Source organism: Massilia pinisoli (assembly GCF_024753285.1).
Taxonomy (GTDB): domain Bacteria; phylum Pseudomonadota; class Gammaproteobacteria; order Burkholderiales; family Burkholderiaceae_D; genus Telluria; species Telluria pinisoli.
On record NZ_JANUGW010000002.1, the window covers coordinates 37852 to 64344 of the forward strand.

Genomic DNA, 26493 nt, shown 5'->3' on the forward strand with positions numbered 1-26493 from the left:
GCAGAAACACCCGCGGCGCGTTCGTCCATGCCAGCTTTAGAAGCTTGCTTTCAGGGACACACTATACCGACGGTCGTTGAGTTGCCACAACAAACCGCCCGAGGGGCGCTCGACATACGTGTGGTACATCGAGTTTTTCAAATTAACCGCGTCCGCCGACAGCGTGAAGACCTTGTTGATTTGATAGCTCACCGAAGCATCGAGCGACGAATACGGCGCTGCATATTGGTTCGCACCAAACACACCGCTGCCATTGATCTGGTCAAGGTAAGAGGAACGCCAGTTGTACGCAATACGCGCCTGGATCGGCCCTTTTTCATAGAGGCCGATCAGGTTGTAGCTGTTCTTGGACAGCTTCGGCAACGGAATGAGCGTTCCGGGCTTGAGCTCGACTTTCGAGTCCACATACGTGTAGTTGGCCTGTACGCCGAATCCCTTGAACGGGTCGGGAAGGAAATCGAAGAATTGCGTGATACCGGCTTCGATGCCTTTTACCGAACCCGCGCCCAGATTGATGCTGGTGCCGATATCGTAGGTGACGCCACCGAAGTTCATCGGCTCGGTGCCGCCTGCCAGGTAACCCTTGATGTCCTTCTTGAACAAGCCCAGGAACGCCATATTGGACGAACCCCAATAGTCTTCCACGGTCAAGTCGTAGGAAGTCGCAGTCATCGGCTTCAGGAACGGATTACCGGAACTGCCGGTCGGGCGTCCGTTGGCGTCGTACTGCGAAGGGATGTTCGGATTCAGCTGGACATGCGCGGCCATATCGGTGAAGTTTGGCCGCGTCATCGTTTTGCTGTAGCCAAAGCGGACCTGCACATCCTCGTTCAGGTGCAGGCGCGTGTTGAGGCTGGGGAGGAAATTCGAGTAGCTGTTATCGAGCGACACGGCGTGCGACCCGGTGCTGTCCTGGACAAAGCCGACAGAAGTCTGATTGGTCCTCACGACGCGAGCACCGGCGGTACCGTCGAGCGCGTAACCGAATACCTCGGTAGCGAAGTCGCCCGTGACGAACATGGATCGCGTCTTTTCGTGCTGCTCGTTGATATCGCCCGGAGCAAACGACGTATCGAACGTATAGGTATTCGGCTTGCCGGCGAACAGCTCCGCATAAGTCGCGACGGTACGGTCGAACACGCTCGAGTTGGGATTGGCGTACTCCGGGAACACGGCAACAGGCCAACCGATGCCCGGCTTCATGAAGTTGCTGGCAGGCCCGGCGTAGGCGAGATCCGGATGTTGCGACACCGGGATCAGCGGGCATGCGCCCCAGCTGGGGTTGGTACCCGTATCGTTACAGACACCGGTATTGTTCCAGTTGCCCCGCAATAACACCTTGGTATCGGCTGCGCGAAGGCCGACGTGCAGCTTGGTGAAGAAATGATCGCCAAGGTCGTAATCGAAATCCTGGCTGAACGTCGTCATTCTGAGCTTGTGGCGGTCGACCGCGTTGGCGAGCCACTCGTAATACCAGTTGTTCGGATTGCCGAAATAGGCGTAAGGGTTGCTGGGGTTGGCCGGATCGACGATCGAAAATACGGGAATCTTGCCGCGCACATCGAAGGCAAGATTCAGATTGGGAATGTTGGCAACGCTTCTGCTTTCGTTATCGTAAAGCTTGATGGAGTCGCCATTACGGTCGGCGTCATAGCTCGCACGTTCGTAAGCGAAATCGGTCTTCGACTTGAGCTTGTCCGAGATGCGCCACTTGACGTTCAAGGCGGACAAGTTCGTGCGATTGCGAACGTCCTGGTCGAATCGGGAGGTCGAAAAAATTTGCGGCGACAACACGCCGCTCGTCGCACTGCCATCGGCTCCCCAGGTCCAGGTGGAGCCCGCCGCTGCGCGCGGGTCGGTGTTCTTGTCGTCGCCATAAATGTATTCGCCGCGACGGATGAACCTGTAATTCGAATAGAGATTCTGCGCCGTGAGAAGGACGTCGTTGTTCACCTGCCATTGGTAGGCGAGTGCCAGGCCCTGGCGCTTGCGATTGCCCGAGTCCTGGTACATCTCGAAGGAAGTCGGGACATAGAGTTCCGTGAGCGACCCCTTGTTCGGCATCGAATTATAGGCCGCAACCTTCGCCGCGGAGGGCGCCTGCGTCGGGTCGTTCGAACATTTTCCGACCATTGCGGTCAGACAGTGTTGCTGCTGTTGAAGAACGGCATCCTGGCGATAATAGGTCTCGCTCGCGGTTGCATTCACCAGGAAGCCCATGCGGCCGAAATCCGTCTTGAATTGGCGGCTCAGGAGGCCGGAACCCGACGGTGACGACTTGCGAATGCGGTCGTAGTAATTGCCCTTGACCGAAATGACGTTGATGTCGTCTTTCGAGTCGAATGGGAGTCGCGTGCGGATGTTGACCACGCCGCCGATACCGCCTTCGATCAAATTCGACGCCGCGTTTTTATAGACATCGACGCCGGCCATCAGTTCGGAGGGGAGGCCTTCCAGGTCTGGTGCGCGACCACCGTTGGCCGTGAAAAAGTCTCGTCCGTCGATCAGGTTGCGGACCTGTGTAATGCCGCGGATCGTGATCGCGGGTTCCGTGCGATGGTCGTAATCGGTGCCACCTTCGCCGTAGCGGCGCTGGATCTGGACCCCGGCAACCCGCTGCAAGGACTCGACAGTATTCACGTCCGGCAGCTTGCCGATGTCGGTGGCCTGGATCGAGTCGACGATCTGGTTGGCGTCCTGCTTGAGATCACGCGCCGACTTCAACGCCGCGCGCTGACCGGTGACGATAACGGTGTTCGGGGCGTTCGCGTCCTGGCTTGCGCCGGCAGCGCCTGACTCCTGCGCATGCGCGGCAATCGGTCCTGCGACTGCAAGCGCGCAGGCCTGAGCCAACACCGTCTTTCTGATCGTTTTTGTATGTCCGTTCCGCACAGTGAATGTCTCCCTTTAGTAATTTTTAGGCAGTGCCTTTATATGCTGCCGGGCTCGATCGTTCGGTCCAGCAGGTCCGTGACGTCCGTATCGACGGGATCAACCGTGCCGCGTTCTCCGCCCTGGACTTCAAGGGATTGCGACAAGGTTGTCGCATACAATGTTACGAGAAAGCATTGCTAACATTGCTATGCGGTTTTTGCGTGTATGTATAACGATTCCGGATAGATCTGCCGATGCCTGCAGCCGGGCCGGCTTGGTGAAAAGTGGGGTGTCGAGCTGACTCGTTGATGTGCGGGTCTATCGAACGGCCTGGCGAGGCATGCGGTCGGATGTGGCGGGGACAGGTTCCTGTTGTTAATCAGGTGGGATAACAATGAAATTTAACGATGTATATGTGAACACGGCGGAACGCTTCGCCATCGGCATCGAAGAAGAGTCGGGACGGTACTACGTGTCGTTCCCGGTTCGTAACGGTTACGCCGAGTACGAAGAGTATTACGCGCTCGGGCGCGCCCAATTCGACCTGTTCCAGCGGGACGGCGCCGCCGCGCTGGCGTTCGTGACGCGATGTCGCAACCGCGAAAAAGACGAGCTGTTGATCGTCAAGCCGGGCCGTTTGCGCGGCGTCGCCTGCTAAGGGCGGTCAAGAAAGGCGACTCGCGGAATCGCACTTGCGGGAATCCGCGGCGCCGCACGTCGGCCAGCGCGCCCACGTCGACGGAACCGTCGAGATCCGGTGGTTGAGCATCTTCAGGTCGACGTTGCGGTCGAACAGGACGATGTTCCCCGACCGCGGCGTAAGCGCGATGCGGGCGCCCGCGTCGCCGCTGCGCAGCACGTCATCACCGCCGCACCGGCAGTTTTTCACGGCGGTGCCCGCAGGGCCGGGATAAACGTGTTGCGAAGCATTCAGGCTGCATCTATAATCGCCTTAGTACCTTATATATTAAAAACCATGGAGATCTCGATGACCCCCCGTGTGCTTACCGCCGCATTGGCCCTGTGCGGCTTGCTCGCCACCCCGTTCGTCCCCGCCGCCGAGAACGCCGGCGCCCCCGTCAAGCTGACCCACGTCGCCGGGCCGTTCACGGCCGATCCGGCGTCGCTGGACAAGTACGAGACACCTGACTGGTTCCGCGACGCCAAGTTCGGCATCTGGGCCCACTGGGGACCGCAGGCCGTGCCGCGCGCGGGCGACTGGTATGCGCGCAATATGTACATCTACGGCACGCCGCAGTACGAACACCACCTGAAGCACTACGGCCACCCGACCAAGTTCGGCTACAAGGACATCATCCCGTTGTGGAAGGCCGAGAAATTCGACCCGAACGCATTGATGGCCCTGTATGCCAAGGCCGGCGCGAAGTACTTCGTCAGCATGGGCGTCCACCACGACAATTTCGACTTGTGGGATTCGAAGTACCACCGCTGGAACGCCGTCAAGATGGGCCCACACCGGGACATCGTCGGCGACTGGCAGAAGGCGGCCGTCAAGGCGGGCCTGCGCTTCGGCGTCTCCGAGCACCTGGGCGCCAGCTACGGCTGGTTCGGCACCAGCCACGGGCACGACGAGGTCTTCCCCCAGCTCGGCGTCCCGTATGACGGCGCCGATCCGCAGTACGCCGACCTGTACCACACCAAGCACGATGAATTGTTCAGCGGTGGCCAGCAGTGGTACACGAAGAACACCGCGTTTCACCAGGAATGGTTCAACCGCGTGACCGACCTGCTGACGCACTACAAGCCCGACCTGCTGTACTCGGACGGCGGCATCCCGTTCGGCGTGACGGGCAGGACGATGGTCGCCAACTTCTACAACGAGAACATCAAGACGCACGGCAAGCTGGAGGCCGTGTACAACCACAAGGACATCGGCTCCGGCGAATTCCTGCGCAAGGCGGGCGTGCAGGACGTCGAACGCGGCGTCATGAACGGCATCCAGCCGTTGCCGTGGCAGACGGACACCTCGATGGGCGACTGGTTCTACAGCGAGGGTTATAAATACAAGACCACCCGCGACGTCGTGACCATGTTGGCGGACATCGTCAGCAAGAACGGCAACCTGCTGCTGAACGTCGTGCAGTACCCGGACGGCAGCCTGCCGCCCGAGTCGCGCACGTTCCTCGACGAGATGGCCGCCTGGATCAAGGTCAACGGCGACGCGATCTACGGCACGCGCCCATGGAAGACGTTCGGCGAAGGCCCGACGAAGACGGCAGGCGGCGCGTTCAATGAAAGCGCCGGCTACACGCCGAACGATATCCGCTTCACGACGAAGAACGGCGCCCTGTACGCCATCACCCTGGGCGAGCCGAAGGGGCAGGTGCGCATCGCATCGCTGGGCGCAAAGGCAGGCCTGGAAACGCGGCCCGTCAAGTCGGTGTCGCTGCTGGGCGCCACGGCGCCGCTGCACTGGAAGCAGGACGACGATGCGCTCGTGATCGACGTGCCGGCCACCTTGCCGACGGCGATCGCATCGAGTTTCAAGATCGGCTTCTGATCAACGAAATTTATTAGCGGGATTCGCGAAAATCGTGAATTTTCGCGGCCCATAGTATGCAATACATAGAATACAATCGTCGGTTGCATCCAGCGACATGGAACGATCAGGAGACGGCAACATGAATACAAGAATGATGACGTTGGCGGCGGCAGTGCTCGCGGCCTCGAGCGGTGCCGCGTGCGCCGCGCCCGCGGGCCCGGTCACGGTGACGTCGCCGAACGGCCAGGCCGCGATCCGGATCGCACAGGACGGCGCCAGCTATGTCGTCACGCGCGGCGCCGAGACGGTGATCGCGACGTCGCCGCTGGGCCTCGAATTCGATGGCCAGCCGGACCTCGGTCCGCTCGAACTGGAAAAGGTCACGACGTCGAAGGAAGACCGCAAGATCCCCCTCGTCGCGACCAAGGCGTCCGTCGCGCGCGACCATTACCGCGCCGCCACGCTGACGTTCCGCGAACACGGCGACGGCGCGCGACGCCTGCTCGTCGACGTGCGCGCGTACGATGACGGCGTCGCCTTCCGCTACCGCATCGACGGCAGCGCGCCCGTCCGCCTGCGCGGCGAAAAGACGGCGTTCGTGCCGGTGGGCGATCCCGAATGCCTGATCTCGGAAGCGCAGGGCGCGCACGAAGTGCCGTTCGCGCGCCAGAAGATATCGCAACTGCGCGACAACCTGGGCTACGACGTCCCGGTCGTGTGCAACAGCACGTCGGGCCGCACCGCCTACGCGATCACGCAGTCGCAGCTGGAAGGCTATACGGGCGCGTCGCTGTGGCGCGAAGGCGCCGGGCTGCGCGTGCATCTGTCGGGCACGCCGGGCCGCGCCGCGCCCGTCTACGAGTCGCACGGCGGGCTGCGGACGGCATGGCGCGTCGTCATGCTGGGCAACCGCGCCGGCGACCTGATCGCATCGAACCTCGTCGGCAACCTGAATCCGCCGGCGCAGGGCGACTTCAGCTGGGTCAAGCCGGGCAAGGCCGCGTGGGACTGGTGGTCGGGGCCCCTCGTGGGCATGAAGCCGGACATGGCCGCGTACCGCCGCTTCATCGACTTCGCCGCGGCTTCCGGCTTCCCGTACTACCTGATCGACGCCGGCTGGGCGCAGGGCAGCGGCGGTTGCTGCGACGCGCTGCCGACGACGGACATCACTCGCGCCGCCGACGGCATCGACATGCCGGCCCTCGTGCGCTACGCGGCAGAGAAGGGCGTCGGGCTGATCCTGTGGGCGCACTGGGAACACGTGCGCACACGCATGGACGAGGTGCTCGACACCTATGCGCGCTGGGGCATCAAGGGCGTCAAGATCGACTTCATGAACCGCGACGACCAGGACGTCGTCGACTTCTACCACCGTGTGGCGGCCGCCACCGCGAAGCGCCACCTGCTGCTGGACCTGCACGGCGCCTACGTGCCAGCGGGCCTGCAGCGCACCTATCCGAACTTCATCACCCAGGAAGGCGTGATGGGCGCGGAGTGGGACAAGATGAAGACGATCATCACGCCGGAGCACAACCTGATGCTGCCGTACACGCGCATGCTGGCGGGCCCGATGGATTACACGCCGGGCGGCTTCCGCAACGGCACGCCGGCCACGTTCGCCGTGCATGACGTGGGGCCGCTCGTCCAGAACACCCGCGGGCAGGAGTTGGCGAAATACGTCGTGTACGACAGCCCGCTGCAGATGGTGTCCGACGATCCGGACGCCTACCGCGACGCCGAAGGCTTCGACTTCATCCGCCGCGTACCGACCGCATGGGACGAGACGCGCTTCGTGTCCGGCGAACCGGGCCGCGACATCGTGCTCGCGCGCCGTCTCGGCAAGACGTGGTACGTCGGTGCGATGTCGGCGGAAGCAGGGGCGACGACGAAGCGCGTGCCGCTCGACTTCCTGCCGGCCGGCCGTTACCGCGCGACGATCTGGGAAGATGGCGCCACGCCGAACAACGTCAAGCGCCGCGAAGTGGATGTCACGGCACATGACGGCCTGACCTTGCAACTTGCGGGTGTAGGCGGCGCGGCGGTCGTCCTGGAGCGCAAATGAGGGCGCTGATTCTCGGGGCCGTCACCGCGGCGGTCCTGGCCGGATGTACCGGCGTCCCCGCAGCCGGCGGCAGCGCCGTGCCTGCGTCTGCGCCGACCACGTTTCACTGGACCGCGAGCCCGCCGCTGATCTCGCCCCAGGCGGATGCAACCCAGACGATCTACGGCGTCAAGGATCCGTCGATCATCCACGTGGACGGCAAGTACCACGTGTTCATGACGACGGCCGGGTCAAGCGGCTGGGGCCTCGCGTACACGAGCTTTGCCGACTGGTCGGACGCGGCATCCGCGAAGATTGTCCCGCTGGCGAAGTCGCCGATGGGGCCGGGCTATCGCGCCGCGCCGCAGGTGTTTTATTTCGCGCCGCAGAAGACGTGGTATCTCGTGTACCAGGGCGGCGATCCGATGTATTCGACGACGCAGGACATCGACGACCCGATGTCGTGGAGCGCGCCGAAGCCGTTTTTCCCCGTCGTTCCCGACGCCGTGAAGGCGCCGCAGGGCACCGGCTGGCTGGATTTCTGGGTGATCTGCGACGACGCCAAGTGCTACCTGTTCAATACGGACGACCACGGCCGCCTGCTGCGCTCCGAAACGGACATCCACCAGTTCCCGCGCGGCTTCCATGACACCGTCGCCGTGATGACGGCAAAGACCGAGGACGTGTTCGAGGCGAGCAATACGTACCGGATCGCCAACACGAACACGTACATCACGCTGGTGGAAGCCATTGCGCCGCAAGGCCGCTACTTCCGCATCTGGAAGAGCGATGGCCTGGGCGGGAAATGGGAGCCGTTTTCGTCCGCGCCGATGAACACGTTCGCGGGCCGCGACAACGTCGACGGGCTGTGGGCGACCGGTATCTCGCACGGCGAGATGATTCGCACGAACGTCGACCAGACGATGACGATCGACCCGTGCAAGCCCCTCGAATACCTGTTCCAGGGCGACGACCCGGCGGTGAAGGTCGACGACTACATCAAGATCCCGTACCGCCTGGGCGTCATCACGGCGCAGGGCGACAATCCCGTGCGGGCGCTCTGCCGCTGACCGTGCGCGCCGACGTCAGGCGCCGTGCGGCAGGCCGAGGTTCTGGTTCGCGGGCACGGCGACGTCGATCAGCTTCGGTTTCGGCAGGTTCAATGCGCCCATCAGCTTGACGAAGTCGTCGCGCGAGCGGTTCGCGAGGCGGCTGTTGTGGTGCTTTTCCCAGCCGATCGTCGACACCGACTGGCCCTTGTAGTCGTGGCCCGGCCACACGCGCGTGGCATCGGGCAGCGCGAACAGCTTGCCCGTGACGCTGTCGTACAGCGCGTCGGCGCTGCCGCTCTGGAAGTCGGTGCGGCCACAGCCGTCGATCAGCAGCGTGTCGCCGGTGAACACGTTGCCGCGCCAGACATAGCACATGCTGCCCGCCGTGTGGCCCGGCGTGTGCAGCACGGCGATCGTTTCGCCGGCACCGAATGCGAGGACGTCGCCGTCGTCGAGCTGGCGTTCGGCCGGCGCGATGCCGCAGCCGCGCGGCGCGGCGGCCTGCGCGCCCGTGCGCGCGCGCAGCATGCCCGCCGACGTCACGTGGTCGGCATGCGCATGCGTTTCCAGCACGTAGGCAAGCTTCAGCCCGAGCCGTTCGAGGTGGCGCAGGTCGCGCTCGACGTTGCGGTCGACGGGGTCGATGATGACGGCGTCCTCGCTGCCCGGTGCGGCAAGGATGTACGTGAACGTGGACGACTCGGCGTCGAACAGCTGGATGGGATTCGGGTTCATGTCTGCTCCTGGGATGGGACGAATCTTAGCGCAATGCCTTGACGATCATGCCGGCCGCCACCAGCGCAGACACTCCAGCGAACGCCATCTGCAAGTGGGGGCCGGACAGCCGGCCGGACAGCGAACGGCCGCCGAGCATGCCGGCAAGCGCGCCGGCAGCGAAGGGCAGGGCGATGCTCCACGCGAGGCCGCCGCTGGCCGCACTCGTGACGACACCCGCGGCCGAGATCAACGCGATGACGGCCAGCGACGTCGCCACGGCCGACTGCATCGCCAGGTCCGTGTAGCGCTGCAGCGCGGGCACCATCACGAAGCCGCCGCCGACGCCCAGGAGGCCCGACAGCAGGCCCGCGAAAGAGCCGGACAGCGCGAGCGCGCGGGCGCAGGGCCGCGTCCACACGAAGCGGCCCGTGGCGGCGTCGCGCACGCACACGGGAACCGGCCGCGGCGCAGTGCTCGCGGCGCCTCTGCGCCGCGCCTTGCCGAACGTGTTGAAGGCGACGTACAGCAGCGTGAATGCGAACAGCACGCTGAGCCAGCGGTTGTCGACGCGGCGCGCGAGCCACAGGCCGGCCGGCGAGCACACCATGCCCGTGACGGCGACGAGCAGGGCGGCGCGGTAGCGCACGACGCCGGCGCGCAAGCCGAGGATCGCCCCGAGGCAGGCCGCCATGCCGACGGCCAGCAATCCGATGGGGCCCGCCTGCGCCATGCCGATGTGGGTGCCGAAGACGAGCAGCGGAACGGCGAGGATGCCGCCGCCGGCGCCCGTCAGCGCGAGGATCAGGCCGACGGCCAGGCCCAGTGCGAGCGGGATCATCATGGGCGTGCCCCTGTCAGGCCGTGCGCCGGCGCAGCGCCGTGCGGCCGCGTTCCAGCCATTCGAAGACGACCATCCCGGCCACCATCGCGCCCGTGAAGATCAGCACCTTGCTGCCGCCTGTCGCCAGCGAGGCGAGCGCGGGTCCGGGACAGAAGCCCGCGAGGCCCCAGCCCGCGCCGAATGCGAGCCCGCCCAGCACGAGGCGCCGGTCGACCTGGGTCGCTGTCGGCAGGCGCATGGCATCGCCCAGCAGCGCGCGTTCGCGCTTGCCCGCGATGCGGAAAGCGACGAGGCCGACGAGGATGGCGCCGCCCATGACGAAGGCCAGCGACGGGTCCCAATTGCCCGCGAGGTCGAGGAAGCCCTGGACCTTGGCGGGATCCGTCATCCCGGCGACGATCAGGCCGATGCCGAACAGGAGGCCCACGATGAAGGCGGTCACGATGTGCATGGCATCTCCTCAGGCGAGTACGTGGCGCAGTAAGAAGACGGTCGCGAAGCCGGCCGCCATGAATGATACGGTGGCGACCAGCGAGCGGGGCGACAGACGCGCGAGGCCGCACACGCCGTGGCCGCTCGTGCATCCCGAGCCGTAGCGGGTGCCCAGCCCGACAAGCATGCCGGCCGCCACCAAGGTACCGGCGCCGGCGTCGATGCGGACGGCGGGCAGCGGCGCGAACAGGGCGTAGCCGAGCGGCGCGGCCACGAGGCCGGCCAGGAAAGCGATGCGCCAGGCGACGTCGCCCGGGGCCGGCCGCAGCAGGCCGCCGACGATGCCGCTGATGCCGGCGATGCGCCCGTTGACCAGCACGAAGGCCGCGGCCGCGAGGCCGATCAGCAGGCCGCCGGCCAGCGCCGGCCACGGCGTGAAATGGGTCCAGTCAACCGTCATTGCGTTCTCCCTGCGGTGTGGGGCAGTACAACCGGTACAGGACCTGCAGCACGGCGATGGCCTCCTTGCTGGCGAGGCTGTAGTAGATCTGCTTGCCTTCGCGCCGCGTCGCGACGAGCTTTTCTTCGCGCAGCACGCCGAGCTGCTGGGACAGCGTCGGTTGCTGGATGCCCAGCTTCGATTCCAGGTCGCTGACGCAGAACTCGCCCTGCGTCAGCTGGCACAGCAGCAGCAGGCGGTCGGCATTGCCGAGCGTCTTCAGCAGCGCGCAGGCCTGTGCGGCGGCGGCCTGCATGGCCGGTAAATCGAATTTGTCTTGATGATATGCCAACAGCGACCTCATCGGATAAAATATGCTCGAACACATTCTATATTTTAACGATATATATTTCAATAGATTGTTTGGCGGTTTTGCGTCCCGGGCGTCCGGCTCGTATTGACACAATTTTGTGGATATACTCCATTCGCCTGCCAAGTCCCCCGATACTTTCACGAACGCGCCCGGAATCCGCCTTTGAGCCCGCCTACCTCCTCACTTCGCACCGTCCGTCTCGGCATTGCACTTCTGAGTGTCGTCGTCCTCGTCATGGGGGCGGGCAGCGCCCGGGCGGCGCCCGCGCCATTGCGTGTCGGGGTCTACGACAATCCACCCAAGCTGTTCGTCAACGGCGACGGTCATGCGGCCGGCATCCTGATCGACTTGCTGGACAAGGTGGCGGCGGACGAGGGGTGGACGGTGCAGTATGTGCCGTGCACCTGGGCCGCATGCGTGGCACAACTCGGGCGCGGCGAGATCGACCTGCTGCCCGACGTCGCCTACACGGAAGAGCGCGCCCGCATGTTCACGTTCCACGACGTGCCCGCGCTGCTCAGCTGGTCGCAGCTGTACCGCGCCAGCCGCATGAACGTGCCGTCGATCGTCGACCTCCGCGACAAGCGGATCGCCGTCCTGGACGGCTCCGTGCAGGCATCGTATCTGACCTCGCTGCTGGGTGCCTACGGATTGACGCCGCGTTTCGTCGTCGCATCGTCGTTCGACCAGACGTTCCGGCTCGTCCGCGACGGCAAGGCCGACCTGGCCGCGGCGAACAATTTTTACGGCGATACCCACGCACAGCAGTACGGCTTGAGCGTCACGCCGATCGTCTTCCTGCCGGCGCGCCTGTTCTATGCCGCCCGTCCCGGTCTGCGCCCGGCCTTCCATGCAGCGCTGGACCGCCACCTGCGGGCGTGGCAGGCCGATCCCGACTCGGTCTATTTCGCGATCCTGAAGCGGTGGCAGCTCGAGGGGCCGGCGCAAACGGTCAACGAGCGCAGGCTCTGGCTGCTCCTGCTGTCCGCCACGTTCATGATCGCCGCCCTGGCCGCGGCGCTGTGGTTCCGGCGCCAGGCGAGCCGGCGCGCGCGCGCACTGCGCGATACGGAGAACAAGCTGTCGCTGATCCTGAACAGCATCGATTCGCTCGCGTACATCAAGGACGCCGACTTCCGCTACCGCTACGTCAACGATGCGCTGTGCCGCATGCTGGACCGGCCCGCCGCCGACATCCTCGGCAAGGACGACTTCGCGCTGTTCGAACCCGACCTCGCCGCCGAGCTGCGCGCGCACGACCTGCAGGCGATGGCGGCCGCCGAGCCGCAGCTGTTCGAGGAGTGCGTCGGACTGGACGGCGCGCGGCGCGCGTATCTGTCGACGAAGATGGCGCTGGCCCTCGGCGACGGCGCGGCGCGCTCGCTGTGCGGTGTGTCGAGCGATGTCACGTCGCGCAAGCGCATGGAGGAATCGATCCGCATCGCGGCCACCGTGTTCGAGTCGCATGAGGGCATGCTGGTGCTGGACCGCATGCGCGCCGTGGTCGACGCCAACGCCGGGTTCTGCGCGATGAGCGGCTACGGCCGGGACGAATGCGTGGGCATGCGCGCCTTGCCGTTCCAGCTCGAGGAAGCGGGCGGCGAACTGGACGCGGCGCTCTGGGACAGGGTCGACAGCGAGCGCAAATGGCACGGCAGCGCGCTCGGCCGGCGCAAGGACGCGACGGTGTATCCGGTGCTGCTGTCGATCAGTGCCGTGCTGGACGAGGACGGGCGCATCGCGCATTACGTGTGCACGGTGTCGGACATCACGGAACTCAAGCAGGTCCAGGAACGCAACCAGCGCCTGGCCTACTACGACGACTTGACGGGGCTGCCGAACCGCCGCCTGCTGTTCGAGCGCATCCGCGCCTGCCTCGCCGTGTCGCGCGACGCGCCGCAGATGGGCGCCTTGCTGTTCCTCGACCTGGACAACTTCAAGGACTTGAACGACACGCGCGGCCACAGCGCCGGCGACCAGCTGCTGCTGCAGGTGGCGCAGCGCATCGGCGCCTGCGTGCGCGCCGGCGACACCGTGGCGCGCGTGGGCGGCGATGAATTCGTCGTCATGCTGGACGCCATCGGCACCAACGAAGAGGAAGCCAGGCTGCACGCCGAGGTGCTGGCGGAAAAAGTGCTGGCGGCCGTCGCCGCGCCGTACGTGATCGACGGCTTGCCGCATCATGCCAGCTGCAGCATCGGCGTCACCTTGTGCGCGCACCGCAACGAGGCGCTCGACACGCTGATGAAACGGGGTGACCTGGCGATGTACCAGGCGAAGGCGGACGGCCGCAACACCGTGCGCTTCTTCGAGACGTGGATGGAGGATGCCGTGGCGCGGCGCACGCGGCTCGAAGTGGAATTGCGCGAGGCGCTCACGGCCGGGCAGTTCGACCTGTACTACCAGCCGCAGGTCGAGGGCGACCGCGTCGTCGGCGCCGAGGCCCTGCTGCGCTGGCGCCATCCGCGGCGTGGATTGATCGGCCCTGTCGAATTCATTCCCGTTGCCGAAAGCACCGACCTGATCCTGCCGATGGGCGCCTGGGTGCTGCGCGCGGCCTGCGAACAACTGGCACGCTGGGCCGCGGCGCCGTACAGCGCCCACCTGACGGTCGCCGTGAACATCAGCATCCGCCAGCTCATGGAAGACAACTTCGTGCGCGACACGCTGGCCATCATTGCCGACACCGGGGCCGACGCCGGCCGCCTCAAGCTCGAGGTCACGGAATCGATGGTCATCGAAGGCGTCGAAGAGACGATCGCGAAGATGGAAGCGTTGCGGCGCCACGGCGTCCGCTTCCTGCTGGACGATTTCGGCACGGGTTACTCGTCGCTGGCCTACCTGAAGCGGCTGCCGCTCGAACAGCTCAAGATCGACCGGTCGTTCGTGCGCGACATCCTCGTCGATCCGAACGACGCGTCGATCGCCCGCAGCATCGTCGCGCTGGCCCAGGCGCTCGGCCTGTCGATCATTGCCGAGGGCGTCGAGACGGCCGCCCAGCGCGACAAGCTGCTGGAGCTGGGCTGCCCCCGTTTCCAGGGCTATTTCTACGGCCGGCCGATGCCCGTGGCCGACTTCGACGACCTGGTCATCGCCGCCGTGACGCAATGAGCGGCACCGCGCGCGCGGGCGCGGCGCCGCGCCCGCTCAGCGGGCCTGCGCGGACGACAGCAACGCGGCGCCGCCCCACGTGACGGGCAACTGCTCGTTGACGCCGCCCGTGCTCTTCGCCACCAGTTCGACGATCTTGGCGCCGCCGACGTCGGCGGACAGCGCCTGTGCCGGCTGGCCCCAGCGCAGCGCCTTGCTCTTCGCGAGCAGCTTGCCGTCGCCGTAGATCATGAACGTGACCGCATGCGTGCGGTCGCGCGCGGAATCGTCGACGCCGACGTGCGCCTCGATGCGGCGGTAGTCGCCGTTGCGCACTTCGAGGCGCGAATTGGCCAGGATGCCGATGCCGGCGGCGTAGGGCGTACCGGCGATCTGCAGCAACTGGCCGTACGGCGTGCTGTCGGCGCGCGCGCCGCCCCAGCCGGCATACATCGGGCGCTCGCCGCCGCCCTTGGTGCCGGTCCAGCCGAACGAGGAGCGGAACACGGTCGGGTCGATTTGCGGGGTCGTCACGCCGTCGACGGCCGGATTCACGCTGCCCGGCACTTCCGACAGGTACACGCCCTGCGCCAGCGCGCGCGTGCCCTGGACGCGGAAGACGCGCGTCTCGCGCGGCGCCACGTGCACCTTGGTCTCGTTCGTGAACGTCGTGTCGGCCTTGGACCAGAGGTCGGTCAGCTTGATGGGAGCGTCCTTGCGCAGCTTCAGGTGGTCGGCCGTCAGGTCGGCGTCCACCGCCGCGAAGCCGCGGTTGAAGACGGCGACGGCCTTGTCGCCCGACGCCAGCGTCTTGACGAGGATTTCCAGGTCGTCCGCGTCGTACGCGAGCACGGCCTGGTTGCCGGCCGGGTCCTGGTTGAGGGCGATGAGGTCGGCGTTGCCGAAGATGTCGATCAGCGCCTGCGGCGTGGTGCGCAGGTCGGCGCCCGTCATCAGCGGCGAGTTCAGCATGGCCCACAGGGTGAAATGCGACTTCGCCTCGACGAGGTGGTTCGCATCGAAGTCGCCGGCGCCGATGAACAGCATGTCCGGGTCGTTCCAGCTGCCCGGATGGCCGTACAGCTCGCGCCGCACGGCGCTGTCCAGGTTACTCAGCAGGCGGCTCCACTGCGGGCGGATGTCGTCGCTCGTGCGCGAGATATTGCCGAAGTTCTTGCCCCACGCGCGCACGTCGCCCGCGCCCCACACGCACAGCGACAGCAGGAAGTCGCCATCGGGATTGCTGCGCTTCAGCGCGTCGTTGATCTGCGTGAATTCCGCCTGCACGGCGGGGATGTCGGAGCGGGCGACCGATTCCAGGTCCAGAATCGGCTTCAGCGCGCGGTAGTCGCCCGACTTGACTTTCGGGCTGTCGGCGCCGTATGCACGCACGCCGCAGCCGTCGACCTTGATGAAGTCGAAGCCCCAGTCGCGGAAGAACAGGGTGATGTCCTGGTCGATGTGGCCGTACAGGCCCACTTCGCGTTCCAGCATGCTGCCTTTCGGCAGGTTCGGGTCGTCGCCGCCATACGCCTGCGAACACGTATTGCGGCCCAGGTCGGAGTAGATGCCGGCCTTCAGGCCCATCGCGTGCAGTTTGTCGGTGAACGGGCGGAAGCCGCCGTTGACGGTGGAGGGGAAGCGGTCCGGGCGGGCCTCCAGGCGATTATCAGGCTGGTGACGGCGCAGCGCCCAGCCGTCGTCGATGTTGATGTAGCGGTAGCCCTTGGCGGCCAGGCCGCTGTCCACGATGCGCTGCGCGGCGCCCATGATTTTTTCTTCGTCGATGTTGGTGCCGAACGCGTTCCAGCTGCTCCAGCCCATGGGCGGCGTGGTGGCGCGGCCGGCCGTGTAGGCGCTCCAGTGCGCCGTCGGCGCCAGCGGATCGGTGGCGGCGTGCGACGTGGCCGCAGCGAACAACAGGGGTATCAGGGCCAGGCGGGGCAGCCGGCGTAAGGTCCTTTGCGCTTGCATCAGGGTCTCCATGCGATGTTTGAACGTTAACGTCAGATTATCTGGACAGCCGAACTGCGCGACAAGTATTAAAACTGCCAGGCGGTATATGAATTTGTGCTGGCAGGGCAGGGCCGACCTCCCGGCGCACGACGGGGTTGCCCGCGTCGCGGCTCCATTCGCACCAGCCGCCGTCGTAGACGCCGATCCGCTCCCAGCCCATCAGCCACGCGTAGAAGAACGCAAGCGAGGCGCGCCACCCGGTGCCGCAATAAAACACGGTGAGGCGGCCGGCGTGGATGCCGGCTTCGTGCCACATGGCGCGGATGGTCGACGCGGGCAGCATGCGCCCGTCCGCGTGCTGGTAGGCGGCCATGCTGTTCACGTCGCCGTCCGCGCCCGCGCGGCCCCACAACGCACCGGGAATCTCGCCGCTGGCGTTAATGTAGCTGTAGCCGGACGTCGCACCGATGAACTCTTCCCACGTACGGATGCTGGCCAGCGTGCCGTGTCCGCGCGCCAGCAGGTCGCGCACCTGGCCCGTGTCGAACAGCCAGCCGGGACGCGCGGGAAACGGGGCACCGAATGCGTCGGTGGCCGCGGCCCGGCGCGCCGGTCCCGCTTCGAGCGGCAGGCCGGCCCGGCGCCACGCCCCGAAGCCGCCGTCGAGCAGGCGCACGTCGGCCACGCCCGCAACGAGCAGCAGGTGCGCGACGCGCGCGGCCGCGAGCACGTTGCGTCCGTACAGGATCACGGTGACGTCGTGGCGGATGCCGTGGGCGAGCAGCACCCGTTCCAGGTCGGCGTCGGGCACCTTGTTCCACAGCGGCCCGTGTTCGAACGACGCCGTGTCGAGGTAGCCCGCGCCGGGGATGTGGCCGTCAGCGAACGCATCGGCTTCGCCATACCCCGCTTCGAACAGCCGCCACGGTCCGGCCGGCGCGGCGGCGATCGCGGTGCCGGCGACGAGGCCCGCCACCCACGCGGGCGTGACGAGGTGCTGCCAGCGGGGCAGGTCGCGGCGGAAGCCGAACGGAGGAATGCTGTTCAAGAGACGATGAAAAGAAAAGGGCCGGGCCCCGTATGTTACAGGACCCGGCCCTCGAGGGGCTGACGCGTCAGTGTCAGACGTTGACGCCGTCGGCCACGTCGCGGAACTCGCCGATCTGGTCGAAGTTCATGTAGCGGTAGATCTGGTCGGCGTTCTCGGCGAGCACACCGGTGTGCGCCATGTACTCTTCGCGGGTCGGGATCTTGCCCAGCGTCGAGCAGACCGCGGCCAGTTCGGCCGAACCCAGGTACACGCGGGTGTCGATGCCGAGGCGGTTCGGGAAGTTGCGCGTCGACGTCGACATCACGGTCGCACCCTTGCGGATCTGCGCCTGGTTACCCATGCACAGCGAGCAGCCCGGCATTTCCATGCGCGCGCCCGTGCGGCCCAGGGTGCCGTAGTGGCCTTCGGCCGTCAGCACCTGCTGGTCCATCTTCGTCGGCGGCGCGACCCACAGGCGGACCGGGATGTCGGTCTTGCCTTCCAGGAGTTTCGACGCGGCGCGGAAGTGGCCGATGTTCGTCATGCACGAACCGACGAACACGTCGTCGATCTTGTCGCCGGCGACGTCGGACAGCGTCTTGACGTCGTCCGGGTCGTTCGGGCAGGCGACGATCGGCTCATGGATGTCGGCGAGGTCGATCTCGATGACGGCGGCGTACTCGGCATCCGCGTCCGGCGCGAGCAGGTCCGGCTTCGCGAGCCACGCTTCCATCGCCTTGATGCGGCGCTCCAGCGTGCGGCGGTCGAGGTAGCCGTTCGCGATCATCCACTTCATCAGCGTGATGTTCGAGGTCATGTACTCGATGATCGGCGCCTTGTCCAGGTGGACGGTGCAGCCGGCAGCCGAGCGCTCGGCCGATGCATCGGACAGTTCGAACGCCTGTTCGACCTTCAGGTTCGGCAGGCCTTCGATTTCCAGGATGCGGCCTGAGAAGATGTTCTTCTTGCCCTTCTTGTCGACGGTCAGCAGGCCTTGCTGGATCGCGTACAGCGGGATCGCGTTGACGAGGTCACGCAGCGTGACACCAGGCTTCATCTCGCCCTTGAAGCGGACGAGCACCGATTCCGGCATGTCCAGCGGCATGACGCCGGTGGCGGCCGCGAAGGCGACGAGGCCCGAGCCAGCCGGGAACGAGATACCGATCGGGAAGCGGGTGTGCGAGTCGCCGCCGGTGCCGACGGTGTCCGGCAGCAGCAGGCGGTTCAGCCACGAGTGGATCACGCCGTCGCCCGGACGCAGCGCGACGCCGCCGCGGTTCTCGATGAACGCCGGCAGTTCCTTGTGCATCTTGACGTCGACGAGCTTCGGATACGCCGCGGTGTGGCAGAACGACTGCATCACGAGGTCGGCCGAGAAGCCCAGGCAGGCCAGGTCTTTCAGTTCGTCGCGGGTCATCGGGCCCGTCGTGTCCTGCGAGCCGACGGTGGTCATCTTCGGTTCGCAGTACGTGCCCGGGCGGATGCCCTGGCCTTCCGGCAGGCCGCATGCGCGGCCGACCATCTTCTGCGCCAGCGAGAAGCCGCGGCCGGAATCGGCCGGGTTCTGCGGCAGGCGGAACAGCGTGGACGGTGCGAGGCCCAGTGCTTCGCGGGCCTTCGACGTGAGGCCGCGGCCGATGATCAGCGGGATGCGGCCGCCGGCGCGCACTTCGTCGAACAGCACGTCGGATTTCACCTTGAATTCGGCGATGACTTCGCCGTTCTTCAGCGCTTTGCCGTCGTACGGACGCAGTTCGATGACGTCGCCCATTTCCATGTTCGACACGTCGACTTCGATCGGCAGGGCGCCGGCGTCTTCCATCGTGTTGTAGAAGATCGGGGCGATCTTGGTGCCGAGGCACACGCCGCCGAAGCGCTTGTTCGGGATGAACGGGATGTCTTCGCCCGTGAACCACAGCACCGAGTTCGTGGCGGATTTACGCGACGAGCCCGTGCCGACGACGTCGCCCACGTAGGCGACGAGGTGGCCCTTGGCCTTCAGCGCTTCGATCTGCTTGATCGGGCCGATCTTGCCCGGCTCTTCCGGGTTGATGCCCGGACGCGGGTTCTTCAGCATCGCCAGCGCGTGCAGCGGGATGTCGGGGCGGGTGGTGGCGTCCGGGGCGGGCGACAGGTCGTCCGTGTTGGTCTCGCCGGTGACCTTGAACACGGTCAGCGTCATGCTTTCCGGGACGGCCGGGCGCGACGTGAACCATTCGGCATCCGCCCACGACTGGATCACTTCCTTGGCGTTGGCGCTGCCCTTGTCGGCCAGTTCCTTCACGTCGTGGAAGTAGTCGAACATCAGCAGCGTCTTCTTGAGGCCTTCCGCGGCCACCTTGCCCACGACCGCGTCGTCCAGCAGGTCGATCATCGGCTTGATGTTGAAGCCGCCGAGCATCGTGCCCAGCAGGCGGGTCGCCAGTTCGCGCGACACCAGCGGGCTCGTTTCTTCGCCCTTGGCGACCTGGTTCAGGAACGCGGCCTTCACTTTGGCGGCGTCGTCCACGCCGGCCGGCACGCGGTTCGTGATCAGGTCGACGAGGAATGCCTCTTCGCCCGCCGGCGGGTTCTTCAGGAGTTCGACCAGGTCCTTGGTCTGCGCTGCGGACAGGGGCAGCGGGGGCACGCCGAGGGCGGCGCGTTCGGCGACATGGGTGCGGTATGCAGCTAACATGGAAGGCTCTTTCAGTCGTTATGAAAAGCAGGAAAGCGGTTGCTCAGCCTGTGCTGGCGATATTGTATCTCAAGTCTTCTATAAGACATAAGACGTCAGCGACGATTTTATCCGAGAGCGGGCCGGAGCGGGAGTGCCTTGTCGTCTTGCCGCCCGTTTGTTGTCCCGTGACGTCAGTCGCCATGAAAAAAAGGCCGCCGACCGTGAGGTTGGCAGCCTTGGCGGGGCGCCGCGGGCGGCGCCGGATGTGTGTCGTATTTATAGTTTTGCCAATTCGTCCAGGAAGGCCGAATGCAGGATCTGGGTCACGCCCTGGATCTTCGTCAGGTCATCGCCCGTGGACGCGTACGCATAGGTCCCCACTTTCAGTTCCGGCATCGCGGGGCTCGATTGCTTGACGTCCTGCAGGTTCGTTCCGCCGTAATGCAGGTCGCTCAGCAGGTCGGGGTACGCGCGTCCCAGCCACGCATCGCAGACGCAGTACGATGCCACCGTGTTCTTGTCGGTGGCGTAGCCGCGGTTGGAGACGATGACGTAGGCGTGGTCGAAGGGCGAGCCATCGTACCAGCCGACGGTCAGGTCGTGCGCGGCCGTGTAGGCGGCCTGGTATTTCCCGTCCCTGGGCAGGGTGGCGAGCAGCAGGTAGGCCAGCAGCGACGTCTCGCCGCAATTGCCCGTCGCATTCGCGGCGGCGCGGGCGGCGAGCGCCTCCAACGCCTGCTTGGTGCCGGACCCCGTCGCGCCGGCTTCCTGCTGCCACTTCGGATGCGGGTTGGCGCCCCCGTTCCACAGCGTCGCGAAGCGCTTGAACGTGTTGTAGACGTCCGTCTGCTTCTGGATGTTCAATGCCGACTGCTGCGCGGCGTTCGGCGCGGCGCCCCAGCTGGCGGGCTTCTTGTCGCCGTTCGCGATCAGCTGGTAGACGGCCGTCACGCGGGCCGTGCCGAGGAAGTCGACCATGGTCCCCAGCCAGGAACCGCGCGTCTTCTTGAGGTTGTCCAGGTCGTCCAGGCGCAGGCCGAGGTCCGTCCCGATCTGCCGGATGCCGGCGCCATAGTTGTTCAAGTTGCTGCTGCCGGTGATGAAGGTGCGCACGGCCAGTGCGGCGGCCGTGCAGTACTTGGTCATGTCTGCCTTGAGCATGTCGATTCTCCAGTGATGTGAATAAAAACTGCACGGTGCCTGCGGTGCAGTGGATTCACTGTAGTGACGTTCCGTCGCCGGAATCTGACGGTTCCTGTGCACGCCGTCAGCGCGCCGAAGGCCGCTGGTCCCGAAGCGATACGCGTCCCTCGCCCAGCGTGTGCCCGTCCCACGCGCGCAACGCGTCGGCGTTCGGGCGGAAGCTGCCGTCCATGGCGAGGATGGCGTTGACGCCCGCGGCCACGCTGTCGAAACGCAGCGCTTCGCTGACGACGACGATCATGCGCGCGAGGCTGTCGCGCAACGGCTGGTCGAGGGGACGGCCCGCGTACGCGGCCAGTGCCGCGACGTCGCGGCCCAGGTCCGCGTTCGTCAGCGCGGGCAGCTCGTGCGGATGCCCGAGCCCCGCATAGCTGCCCGTGCAGCCGCCGGGGATCAGCGCGTCCGGCAGGCTCGCCACGCCCGGCACGCGGAAATGCCAGGCTCCCTGGCCGTTGCGCCAGCCCAGCACGCACAGCGACGCGGCCGGGCGCGGGCGCGCGCGATCGCCTTCGTACGCGAGATTCAGGTAGACGTCGATCGTCTGCGCGCTGGCCGGGTGCATGATCGTCACCGGCAGCATCGTCGGGCGCGGGCCGTTGGCCTCGACGAGGCGGCGCAACGTGTCGAGGTCGGCCAGGTAGGCGCCGCCGCGGCGCAGGCGGATGGACATGGTGGGCTCCAGCGGCGCCGGCCGCGCCTAGGCGACGATGCCCAGGGCCTTGCGCGCCCGTTGCCAGTACGCGCGCCGTTCGTCCAGGCCCAGCGTGCCGCCGTTGATGCGCCGCGTGATCTGCTCGAACACCTGGTCGGCCTGGCTGCCATCCAGCTGGTCTGCCAGTTCGTTCAAGCCTTTCGATTGCCAGAACCAGCCGGCGGACAGCGCGGCGCCCGCGGGTTGCAGCAGCAGGTCGGGATCGCGGATCGCGTCGACCTGCATCGCGCGCGCGAACGCCACGTAGTTGTCGCGGCCCGTCAGCTGGATCAGGCCACGGCCGTGGTAGCGCCAGCCGTCGCCGCTCGCTTCGTTGCCGTTGCCCATCCGGCCCGCGTACACGTAGTTGGCCAGCGCGGTCGGGTTGTGGGCGTAGCGCATGGCCACGTCGTCCGTCGGGAAGCGCTGCGGCCACACCTGGCGCAGGCGCTGCGGCGCGTAACCGAGCGCCTCGTCGAGGCGGCGCAGTTCGGACGACTCCACCATCACCTGCGCCAGGAACGCGGCCTGGCGCGTGCCGCTCGTGATCGCGCAGGCGCGCATGCAGTCGTTCAGCGCGGCCACCCACTGGCCCGCGCGCGCGTCGGCGTCGGCTGCGATCATCACCGACCGCAGTTGCTCCTGCGTGATTTCGTTCATGATCAAGCTCCTCGGAGAAAAGAAAGCGCGGACGGCCGGCAGTGCGTCGGCGTCCGCGGCGGGGTGTTATTGCTGCTTAGCGTCGGCGGCGCCGGCCGACGTCACGGCCGGCTGGATCGCGGTGTGCAGGATGTCCAGCACGCGGGCCAGGCCTTCCGGCATGCCGGTGTCCTCGGCCAGCACCTGCACGTGGTACTTGGCCGAGTTGTCGGAGGTGCGCGTGTTTTCCTTGTGGGTGGCGACGGAGCCTTCCACGTGCACGGTGGCGCTGAAGCACCCCCAGCCGAACTTCATGTCGGCCGACATCTTCGCCGACGCATCCGTCGATTCCTTCGCCGCGAACGACGATTTCACTTCCATGTCGAACGTGATGTCGACCTTGGTGATCGACAGGCTGGGCACCTTGACGATGGCCAGCAGCGGCACGTCCAGTTCCACGTGCTGCTCGATGGTCTTGCTGACGTCGGACGGATCCGGGGCCAGGCGCTTGAAGCCGAAGCTCGCCACGCGGGTCGCGCCGATGCCGTTCTTGTCGCCTTCGGCCGGCGGCATGAAGCCGACGTATTTGATGAAGTCGGCGGTGGCATTCGCCAGCCGGACCTGCGCATCGCACGCCGCCGTCAGCGGACCGCCGATCAGGTCGCCCATCGGCAGACCTTTGAATTGAGATGCCATATCTACGAGTTCGCCAGCCATAATCTGCTCCTTGATTGCATTGGAAACCACGGAACCCCGTGGGAAAGATCGCCGCCGCGCCGTGTGCGTGGCGGCGATGGACACAGATTACGGGCTGGAAAAACGCATTTCGTGGCCGTTTCTGGCATAAAAAAAGCCGGATCGAATCCGGCTTCATGTGCGCATCCAGGCGGCGAAACGTGATCGGAACGCGCGTGTGGCGATCTCCCGGCGATGTGCCCGCAGCAGGTCCGCCTGCAGGTCCGGCGCGAGCAGGATATGCCGCCGCCACGGATCGGGACGGCCGTGCCGCCGCGCCTTGCCGACGGCGATCGAGACCGCGCCGCCGTCCGCGCCGAAACGCAGCGACAGCGGCGGCGCCCGGCGCAGCAGGCGGCGCCACAGCGGCGGGCGGCCCACGACGAACACGGCTTCGCGGCGGCGCTCCCAGCCCACGGCGCGTACGAGGCAGTAGCCGTGCAAGGTCAGTTCCACCGCCGACAGTGCCAGCGCGTACGGCCGGTGGAACCGTTCGGCGGGGATCGTCTCGCGCGGCCGCCCGCGCGCGCGCGCGTACACGAACGGTGCGCGCGCCGCGCACAAGACCTCGGGGCGGCACCGCCGCGCCAGGTCGTCCAGCGCGTCGTTGGCGCCGGCGTGCGCCGCGTCGAGCAAGCCGCCCACCCAGTCGGCGCGGCACGTCATCGCGGCCCTAGGCATGGTCGTCCAGCCACATCGGCTTGCGGTCGAAACCGACGTGGTACACGGCGTACTGCAGGACGATCTGATGCTCGCCGATGTTGTACAGGCCGAAGCTCTTCTCGATGTTCAGCAGGTAGCCGCGCGGCGTCCCCGCCAGGCACTTGTTCACCATGTCCATCGATTGCTGGACTTCCGCTTCCGTGCGCATGTTCTGCGGATTGTCGTTGCCGACGACGATGCGTTTTATGAACCGCATGTTCGACACCTGGAATTGGTTGGCGGCCATCGCTCACGCTCCCGGTTGGTCGTCGGCCGGGCCGGCGTCCGGTGCAGGCTCGGGGGCCGGAGACGGCGTGTCGACGTGGGTGTTGCGTCGGGCCGGCACCGTCATCGCGACGGGACCTTGCGTCACGACGACGTCGTTCAGCAACCGCGCGAGTCCCTCGGATTTGTCGACGGCCACGAGCTTCAGCTTGATGTGCGCCGCGTTGCCCTGCTTGGCCGCGAGGCCGCCGGACGCGGGGTTCACGAGCAGGCCCGCCTTTTGTTCGGCCGGCGCCGCGCGCCCCAGCTGGTCCATGATCCCCTCGTGCACATTGGTCCGGTCCTGCGGCTCGAACGGACCCAGCTCGACGTCCAGGTCGACTTCCGCCTCGCCGATCACGAGCGAGCCGTGCGGCACGAGCGACAGCACCGGCACGCGGTACAGGTGGCGCGCATCGGCCGGCGCCGTGCTATGGATCGCGGGCAGCTCGACGTCGATCGTCGTCGGCCGATGGGCGTCGTCGAAAAAGGTGGCGATGTTCGCCAGCTGCGCCTTTTCCACCATGTGCTGCGCGTTCATGATGGAGCCGGCGACGGCCCGCACCATGTCTTCCAGACTCGTCAGGATTGCCATGATGTTCTCCTGTCATGCGTTGGTCGGATCGGCCCCGGCGGCCGGTTGGGCGATCAGGTCGTCGAGGAGCCTGTTCGCAAGGACGTCCGCGGCGGCACCGGCCGACTTGAACAGCAGCGCGGCGTCGCCGGCCGCCTTGCGGGTCGCCGCCTCGGCATCGCGCAGGAAGCCCGCCATCACGAACGACACGTCGTCCTGCGTCTGCGCCGCGCGCAGTTCGGCGACGCACGCTTCGCTGCGCGCGGCCGCCTCGTCGGCCAGGGTCTTCCACTGCCCGTACCACTGGCTCACCGTGTCGAAGTGCACGTCGAGCAGGCCTTGCGCGGCGCGTGCCGGCGCAATCGTGCCGAGCATGCCCAGCTGCGCCTGCAGCAGGGCGGCGCAGGTGGCCTGCTGCAGCGCGCCGAGGTCCTTGCCGAGGTCCAGCGTCGACTTGACGAAGCGCGCATACCGCGCCTGCGCGGCGGGCCAGTCGGCGCCGGCCTGTTCCAGGCTGGGCAGCGCCGCGCGCATGAGGTTCAGCCACGGGGAAAACGGATGGGATGTCATGTGAACTCCTTGTCGGATCAGGGGTGGGCGGCGCGGGGTGCGCCGAGGCGGGTGAGCATGGCCATCACGGCGCGCATTTGCGGCGCGTCGCGGGTGAAGAACGTGGTCTGGTCGGAATAGCCCCAGAAGTCCCAGCAGCCGCGCGGGTTCGGCGGCATGTCGGCGGCGTGCGCCTGCGGGTACAGGACGATGATCCCGTTGGCGTCCGCGAATTCGTTGTAGCCGGTGCCCGTGTAGAAGCGGTCGCCGATCTTCGCGCGCCCCTGCTGGCAGCCGTGGAACGCCACGTGCACGGCGCAACGCGTGCGCTCGCACGACGCGGGGATGTAGGCCCAGGCGGCGGCGTCCATGCTCGTGCGCGCACCCTTCAGGAATTCGGACTGGTCGAAGCGCAGCAGGCGGCCGTGCAGCGCGCCCTTGGTCGGAGGCGCCGTCATGCCCGGATAGATGTGGCGCAGCAGTACGTGCGACTGGTAGAAGCCGCAGTTGTTGATGTACGGGGGTTCCTCGGCGTTGCAGGGCAGGTCGTCCGGGTTGGCGGTGACGATGGAATGGCCCGCGTCCGGATTGCGGTCGTACAGCATCTGCGCGGGCGGGATGCCGGCCGCGCGGTAGAACGCGGCCGTCTCGTCGACGACGCGGGTCTTGACCGTCTTGTCGTTGGCGCCGCTGAAGATGTATACGCGCTGGCGCTTGATGCCTTCGACCGGATCGATGCGGCCTTCCGCCGCGAAGCGCGCGGCCAGCCGGAAGGCTTCGCGGCCGCTGGCCGCCAGTGCGGTGGAGACGGGCGACATGCAGAACGACATCGCGTTCGTCAGATAGTCCGTCGTGCCGGTGCTGCCGGCGCAGTAGAACGGCCCGGCCGCGATGATGCCGGCGCCGACGAAGCGGCTCGAATACGCAGTCGCGATCTGCGCGGCCATGAAGCCGCCGGACGAGATGCCCGACACCGACGCGCGCGTCAGGTCGGCATCGAGCGCGGGCAGGCGGTCCTGGGCCGGCGCGGGGTGGGGCGCGCCCAGAAGACAGGCGAGCAGGGACAACACGTTGTATAAACGTTTCATGAAAATCTCCGGGAGGGGTGGGAAAAGCGCCGCGCTGCGGC

Annotated in this window: 24 protein-coding genes; 5 read left to right on the forward strand and 19 right to left on the reverse strand. The window is 66.5% G+C overall.

Annotation, left to right across the window (positions count from 1 at the left end; genetic code table 11):
* Positions 1-36: 36 nt before the first annotated feature.
* Positions 37-2856 (reverse strand): TonB-dependent receptor, encoded by a 2820-nt coding sequence (locus NX784_RS02445; RefSeq protein WP_258815110.1) that lies wholly within the window; start codon positions 2854-2856, stop codon positions 37-39.
* A gap of 412 nt (positions 2857-3268) precedes the next feature.
* Between NX784_RS02445 and NX784_RS02450 the strand changes: the two genes are divergently transcribed.
* On the forward strand, positions 3269-3532 hold the full coding sequence (locus NX784_RS02450) for a hypothetical protein (protein ID WP_258815111.1): 264 nt from the start codon (positions 3269-3271) through the stop codon (positions 3530-3532).
* A gap of 6 nt (positions 3533-3538) precedes the next feature.
* On the opposite strand, the gene NX784_RS02455 is transcribed toward NX784_RS02450, so the two are convergent.
* A complete protein-coding gene (locus NX784_RS02455; protein ID WP_258815112.1) occupies positions 3539-3763 on the reverse strand; it encodes a hypothetical protein in 225 nt (74 codons plus the stop codon).
* 99 nt (positions 3764-3862) lie between these two features.
* Between NX784_RS02455 and NX784_RS02460 the strand changes: the two genes are divergently transcribed.
* The 3 genes from NX784_RS02460 (at position 3863) to NX784_RS02470 (ending at position 8488) form a co-directional block, all read left to right on the forward strand.
* Positions 3863-5395: an alpha-L-fucosidase gene (locus tag NX784_RS02460; RefSeq protein ID WP_258815113.1), complete on the forward strand. Its 1533-nt coding sequence runs from the start codon at positions 3863-3865 to the stop codon at positions 5393-5395.
* A 121-nt stretch (positions 5396-5516) separates the two neighbouring features.
* Entirely contained in the window at positions 5517-7439 is a 1923-nt protein-coding gene (locus tag NX784_RS02465; RefSeq protein ID WP_258815114.1) for a glycoside hydrolase family 97 protein, read from the forward strand.
* Complete coding sequence (locus NX784_RS02470; protein ID WP_258815115.1) at positions 7436-8488, forward strand: glycoside hydrolase family 62 protein; 1053 nt, start codon at positions 7436-7438, stop codon at positions 8486-8488. Before NX784_RS02465 ends, NX784_RS02470 begins: the two co-directional genes overlap by 4 nt.
* A 15-nt stretch (positions 8489-8503) precedes the next feature.
* Here the strand turns inward: NX784_RS02470 and NX784_RS02475 are convergent, their stop codons facing one another.
* The 5 genes from NX784_RS02475 to NX784_RS02495 are packed head-to-tail and all read right to left on the reverse strand — an operon-like array spanning position 8504 to position 11215.
* Entirely contained in the window at positions 8504-9205 is a 702-nt protein-coding gene (locus tag NX784_RS02475; RefSeq protein WP_258815116.1) for an MBL fold metallo-hydrolase, read from the reverse strand.
* Between the two features lie 25 nt (positions 9206-9230).
* Positions 9231-10028 carry a sulfite exporter TauE/SafE family protein gene (locus NX784_RS02480; RefSeq protein ID WP_258815117.1) on the reverse strand — a complete coding sequence of 266 codons (798 nt, stop codon included), beginning with the start codon at positions 10026-10028 and terminating at the stop codon, positions 9231-9233.
* A 13-nt stretch (positions 10029-10041) separates the two neighbouring features.
* Entirely contained in the window at positions 10042-10479 is a 438-nt protein-coding gene (locus tag NX784_RS02485; protein ID WP_258815118.1) for a YeeE/YedE family protein, read from the reverse strand.
* A gap of 9 nt (positions 10480-10488) precedes the next feature.
* Positions 10489-10920 carry a YeeE/YedE family protein gene (locus NX784_RS02490; protein ID WP_258815119.1) on the reverse strand — a complete coding sequence of 144 codons (432 nt, stop codon included), beginning with the start codon at positions 10918-10920 and terminating at the stop codon, positions 10489-10491.
* Positions 10910-11215, reverse strand: coding sequence for an ArsR/SmtB family transcription factor (locus NX784_RS02495; RefSeq protein ID WP_258815447.1), 306 nt, complete (start codon positions 11213-11215; stop codon positions 10910-10912). Before NX784_RS02495 ends, NX784_RS02490 begins: the two co-directional genes overlap by 11 nt.
* A 219-nt stretch (positions 11216-11434) precedes the next feature.
* Between NX784_RS02495 and NX784_RS02500 the strand changes: the two genes are divergently transcribed.
* The gene (locus NX784_RS02500) at positions 11435-14383 is read left to right on the forward strand and encodes an EAL domain-containing protein (protein WP_258815120.1); all 2949 of its coding nucleotides are present in this window, start codon (positions 11435-11437) and stop codon (positions 14381-14383) included.
* Between the two features lie 36 nt (positions 14384-14419).
* On the opposite strand, the gene NX784_RS02505 is transcribed toward NX784_RS02500, so the two are convergent.
* The 12 genes from NX784_RS02505 to NX784_RS02560 all read right to left on the reverse strand — a co-directional run bounded on the left by NX784_RS02505 (position 14420) and on the right by NX784_RS02560 (position 26452).
* The gene (locus NX784_RS02505) at positions 14420-16336 is read right to left on the reverse strand and encodes an NPCBM/NEW2 domain-containing protein (protein WP_258815121.1); all 1917 of its coding nucleotides are present in this window, start codon (positions 16334-16336) and stop codon (positions 14420-14422) included.
* 37 nt (positions 16337-16373) lie between these two features.
* A complete protein-coding gene (locus NX784_RS02510; protein WP_258815122.1) occupies positions 16374-17366 on the reverse strand; it encodes a sulfurtransferase in 993 nt (330 codons plus the stop codon).
* Between the two features lie 73 nt (positions 17367-17439).
* Positions 17440-20025, reverse strand: a complete 2586-nt coding sequence (locus NX784_RS02515; RefSeq protein WP_258815123.1) for a bifunctional aconitate hydratase 2/2-methylisocitrate dehydratase — start codon at positions 20023-20025, stop codon at positions 17440-17442.
* Between the two features lie 258 nt (positions 20026-20283).
* Positions 20284-21168 (reverse strand): hypothetical protein, encoded by an 885-nt coding sequence (locus tag NX784_RS02520; protein ID WP_258815124.1) that lies wholly within the window; start codon positions 21166-21168, stop codon positions 20284-20286.
* A 106-nt stretch (positions 21169-21274) separates the two neighbouring features.
* A complete protein-coding gene (locus tag NX784_RS02525) occupies positions 21275-21880 on the reverse strand; it encodes a ribosome-inactivating family protein (RefSeq protein ID WP_258815125.1) in 606 nt (201 codons plus the stop codon).
* 27 nt (positions 21881-21907) lie between these two features.
* Positions 21908-22561: a glycoside hydrolase family 19 protein gene (locus NX784_RS02530; RefSeq protein WP_258815126.1), complete on the reverse strand. Its 654-nt coding sequence runs from the start codon at positions 22559-22561 to the stop codon at positions 21908-21910.
* 66 nt (positions 22562-22627) lie between these two features.
* Positions 22628-23236, reverse strand: a complete 609-nt coding sequence (locus NX784_RS02535) for a DUF2589 domain-containing protein (protein ID WP_258815127.1) — start codon at positions 23234-23236, stop codon at positions 22628-22630.
* 174 nt (positions 23237-23410) lie between these two features.
* Positions 23411-23956, reverse strand: coding sequence for a hypothetical protein (locus NX784_RS02540; RefSeq protein ID WP_258815128.1), 546 nt, complete (start codon positions 23954-23956; stop codon positions 23411-23413).
* Positions 23949-24194: a hypothetical protein gene (locus NX784_RS02545; protein ID WP_258815129.1), complete on the reverse strand. Its 246-nt coding sequence runs from the start codon at positions 24192-24194 to the stop codon at positions 23949-23951. The genes NX784_RS02540 and NX784_RS02545 overlap by 8 nt, the downstream gene beginning before the upstream one ends.
* Before the next feature lie 33 nt (positions 24195-24227).
* Entirely contained in the window at positions 24228-24836 is a 609-nt protein-coding gene (locus NX784_RS02550; protein ID WP_258815130.1) for a DUF2589 domain-containing protein, read from the reverse strand.
* A 12-nt stretch (positions 24837-24848) separates the two neighbouring features.
* Entirely contained in the window at positions 24849-25385 is a 537-nt protein-coding gene (locus NX784_RS02555) for a hypothetical protein (protein WP_258815131.1), read from the reverse strand.
* A 17-nt stretch (positions 25386-25402) separates the two neighbouring features.
* Entirely contained in the window at positions 25403-26452 is a 1050-nt protein-coding gene (locus tag NX784_RS02560) for an extracellular catalytic domain type 2 short-chain-length polyhydroxyalkanoate depolymerase (protein ID WP_258815132.1), read from the reverse strand.
* Positions 26453-26493: the final 41 nt, after the last annotated feature.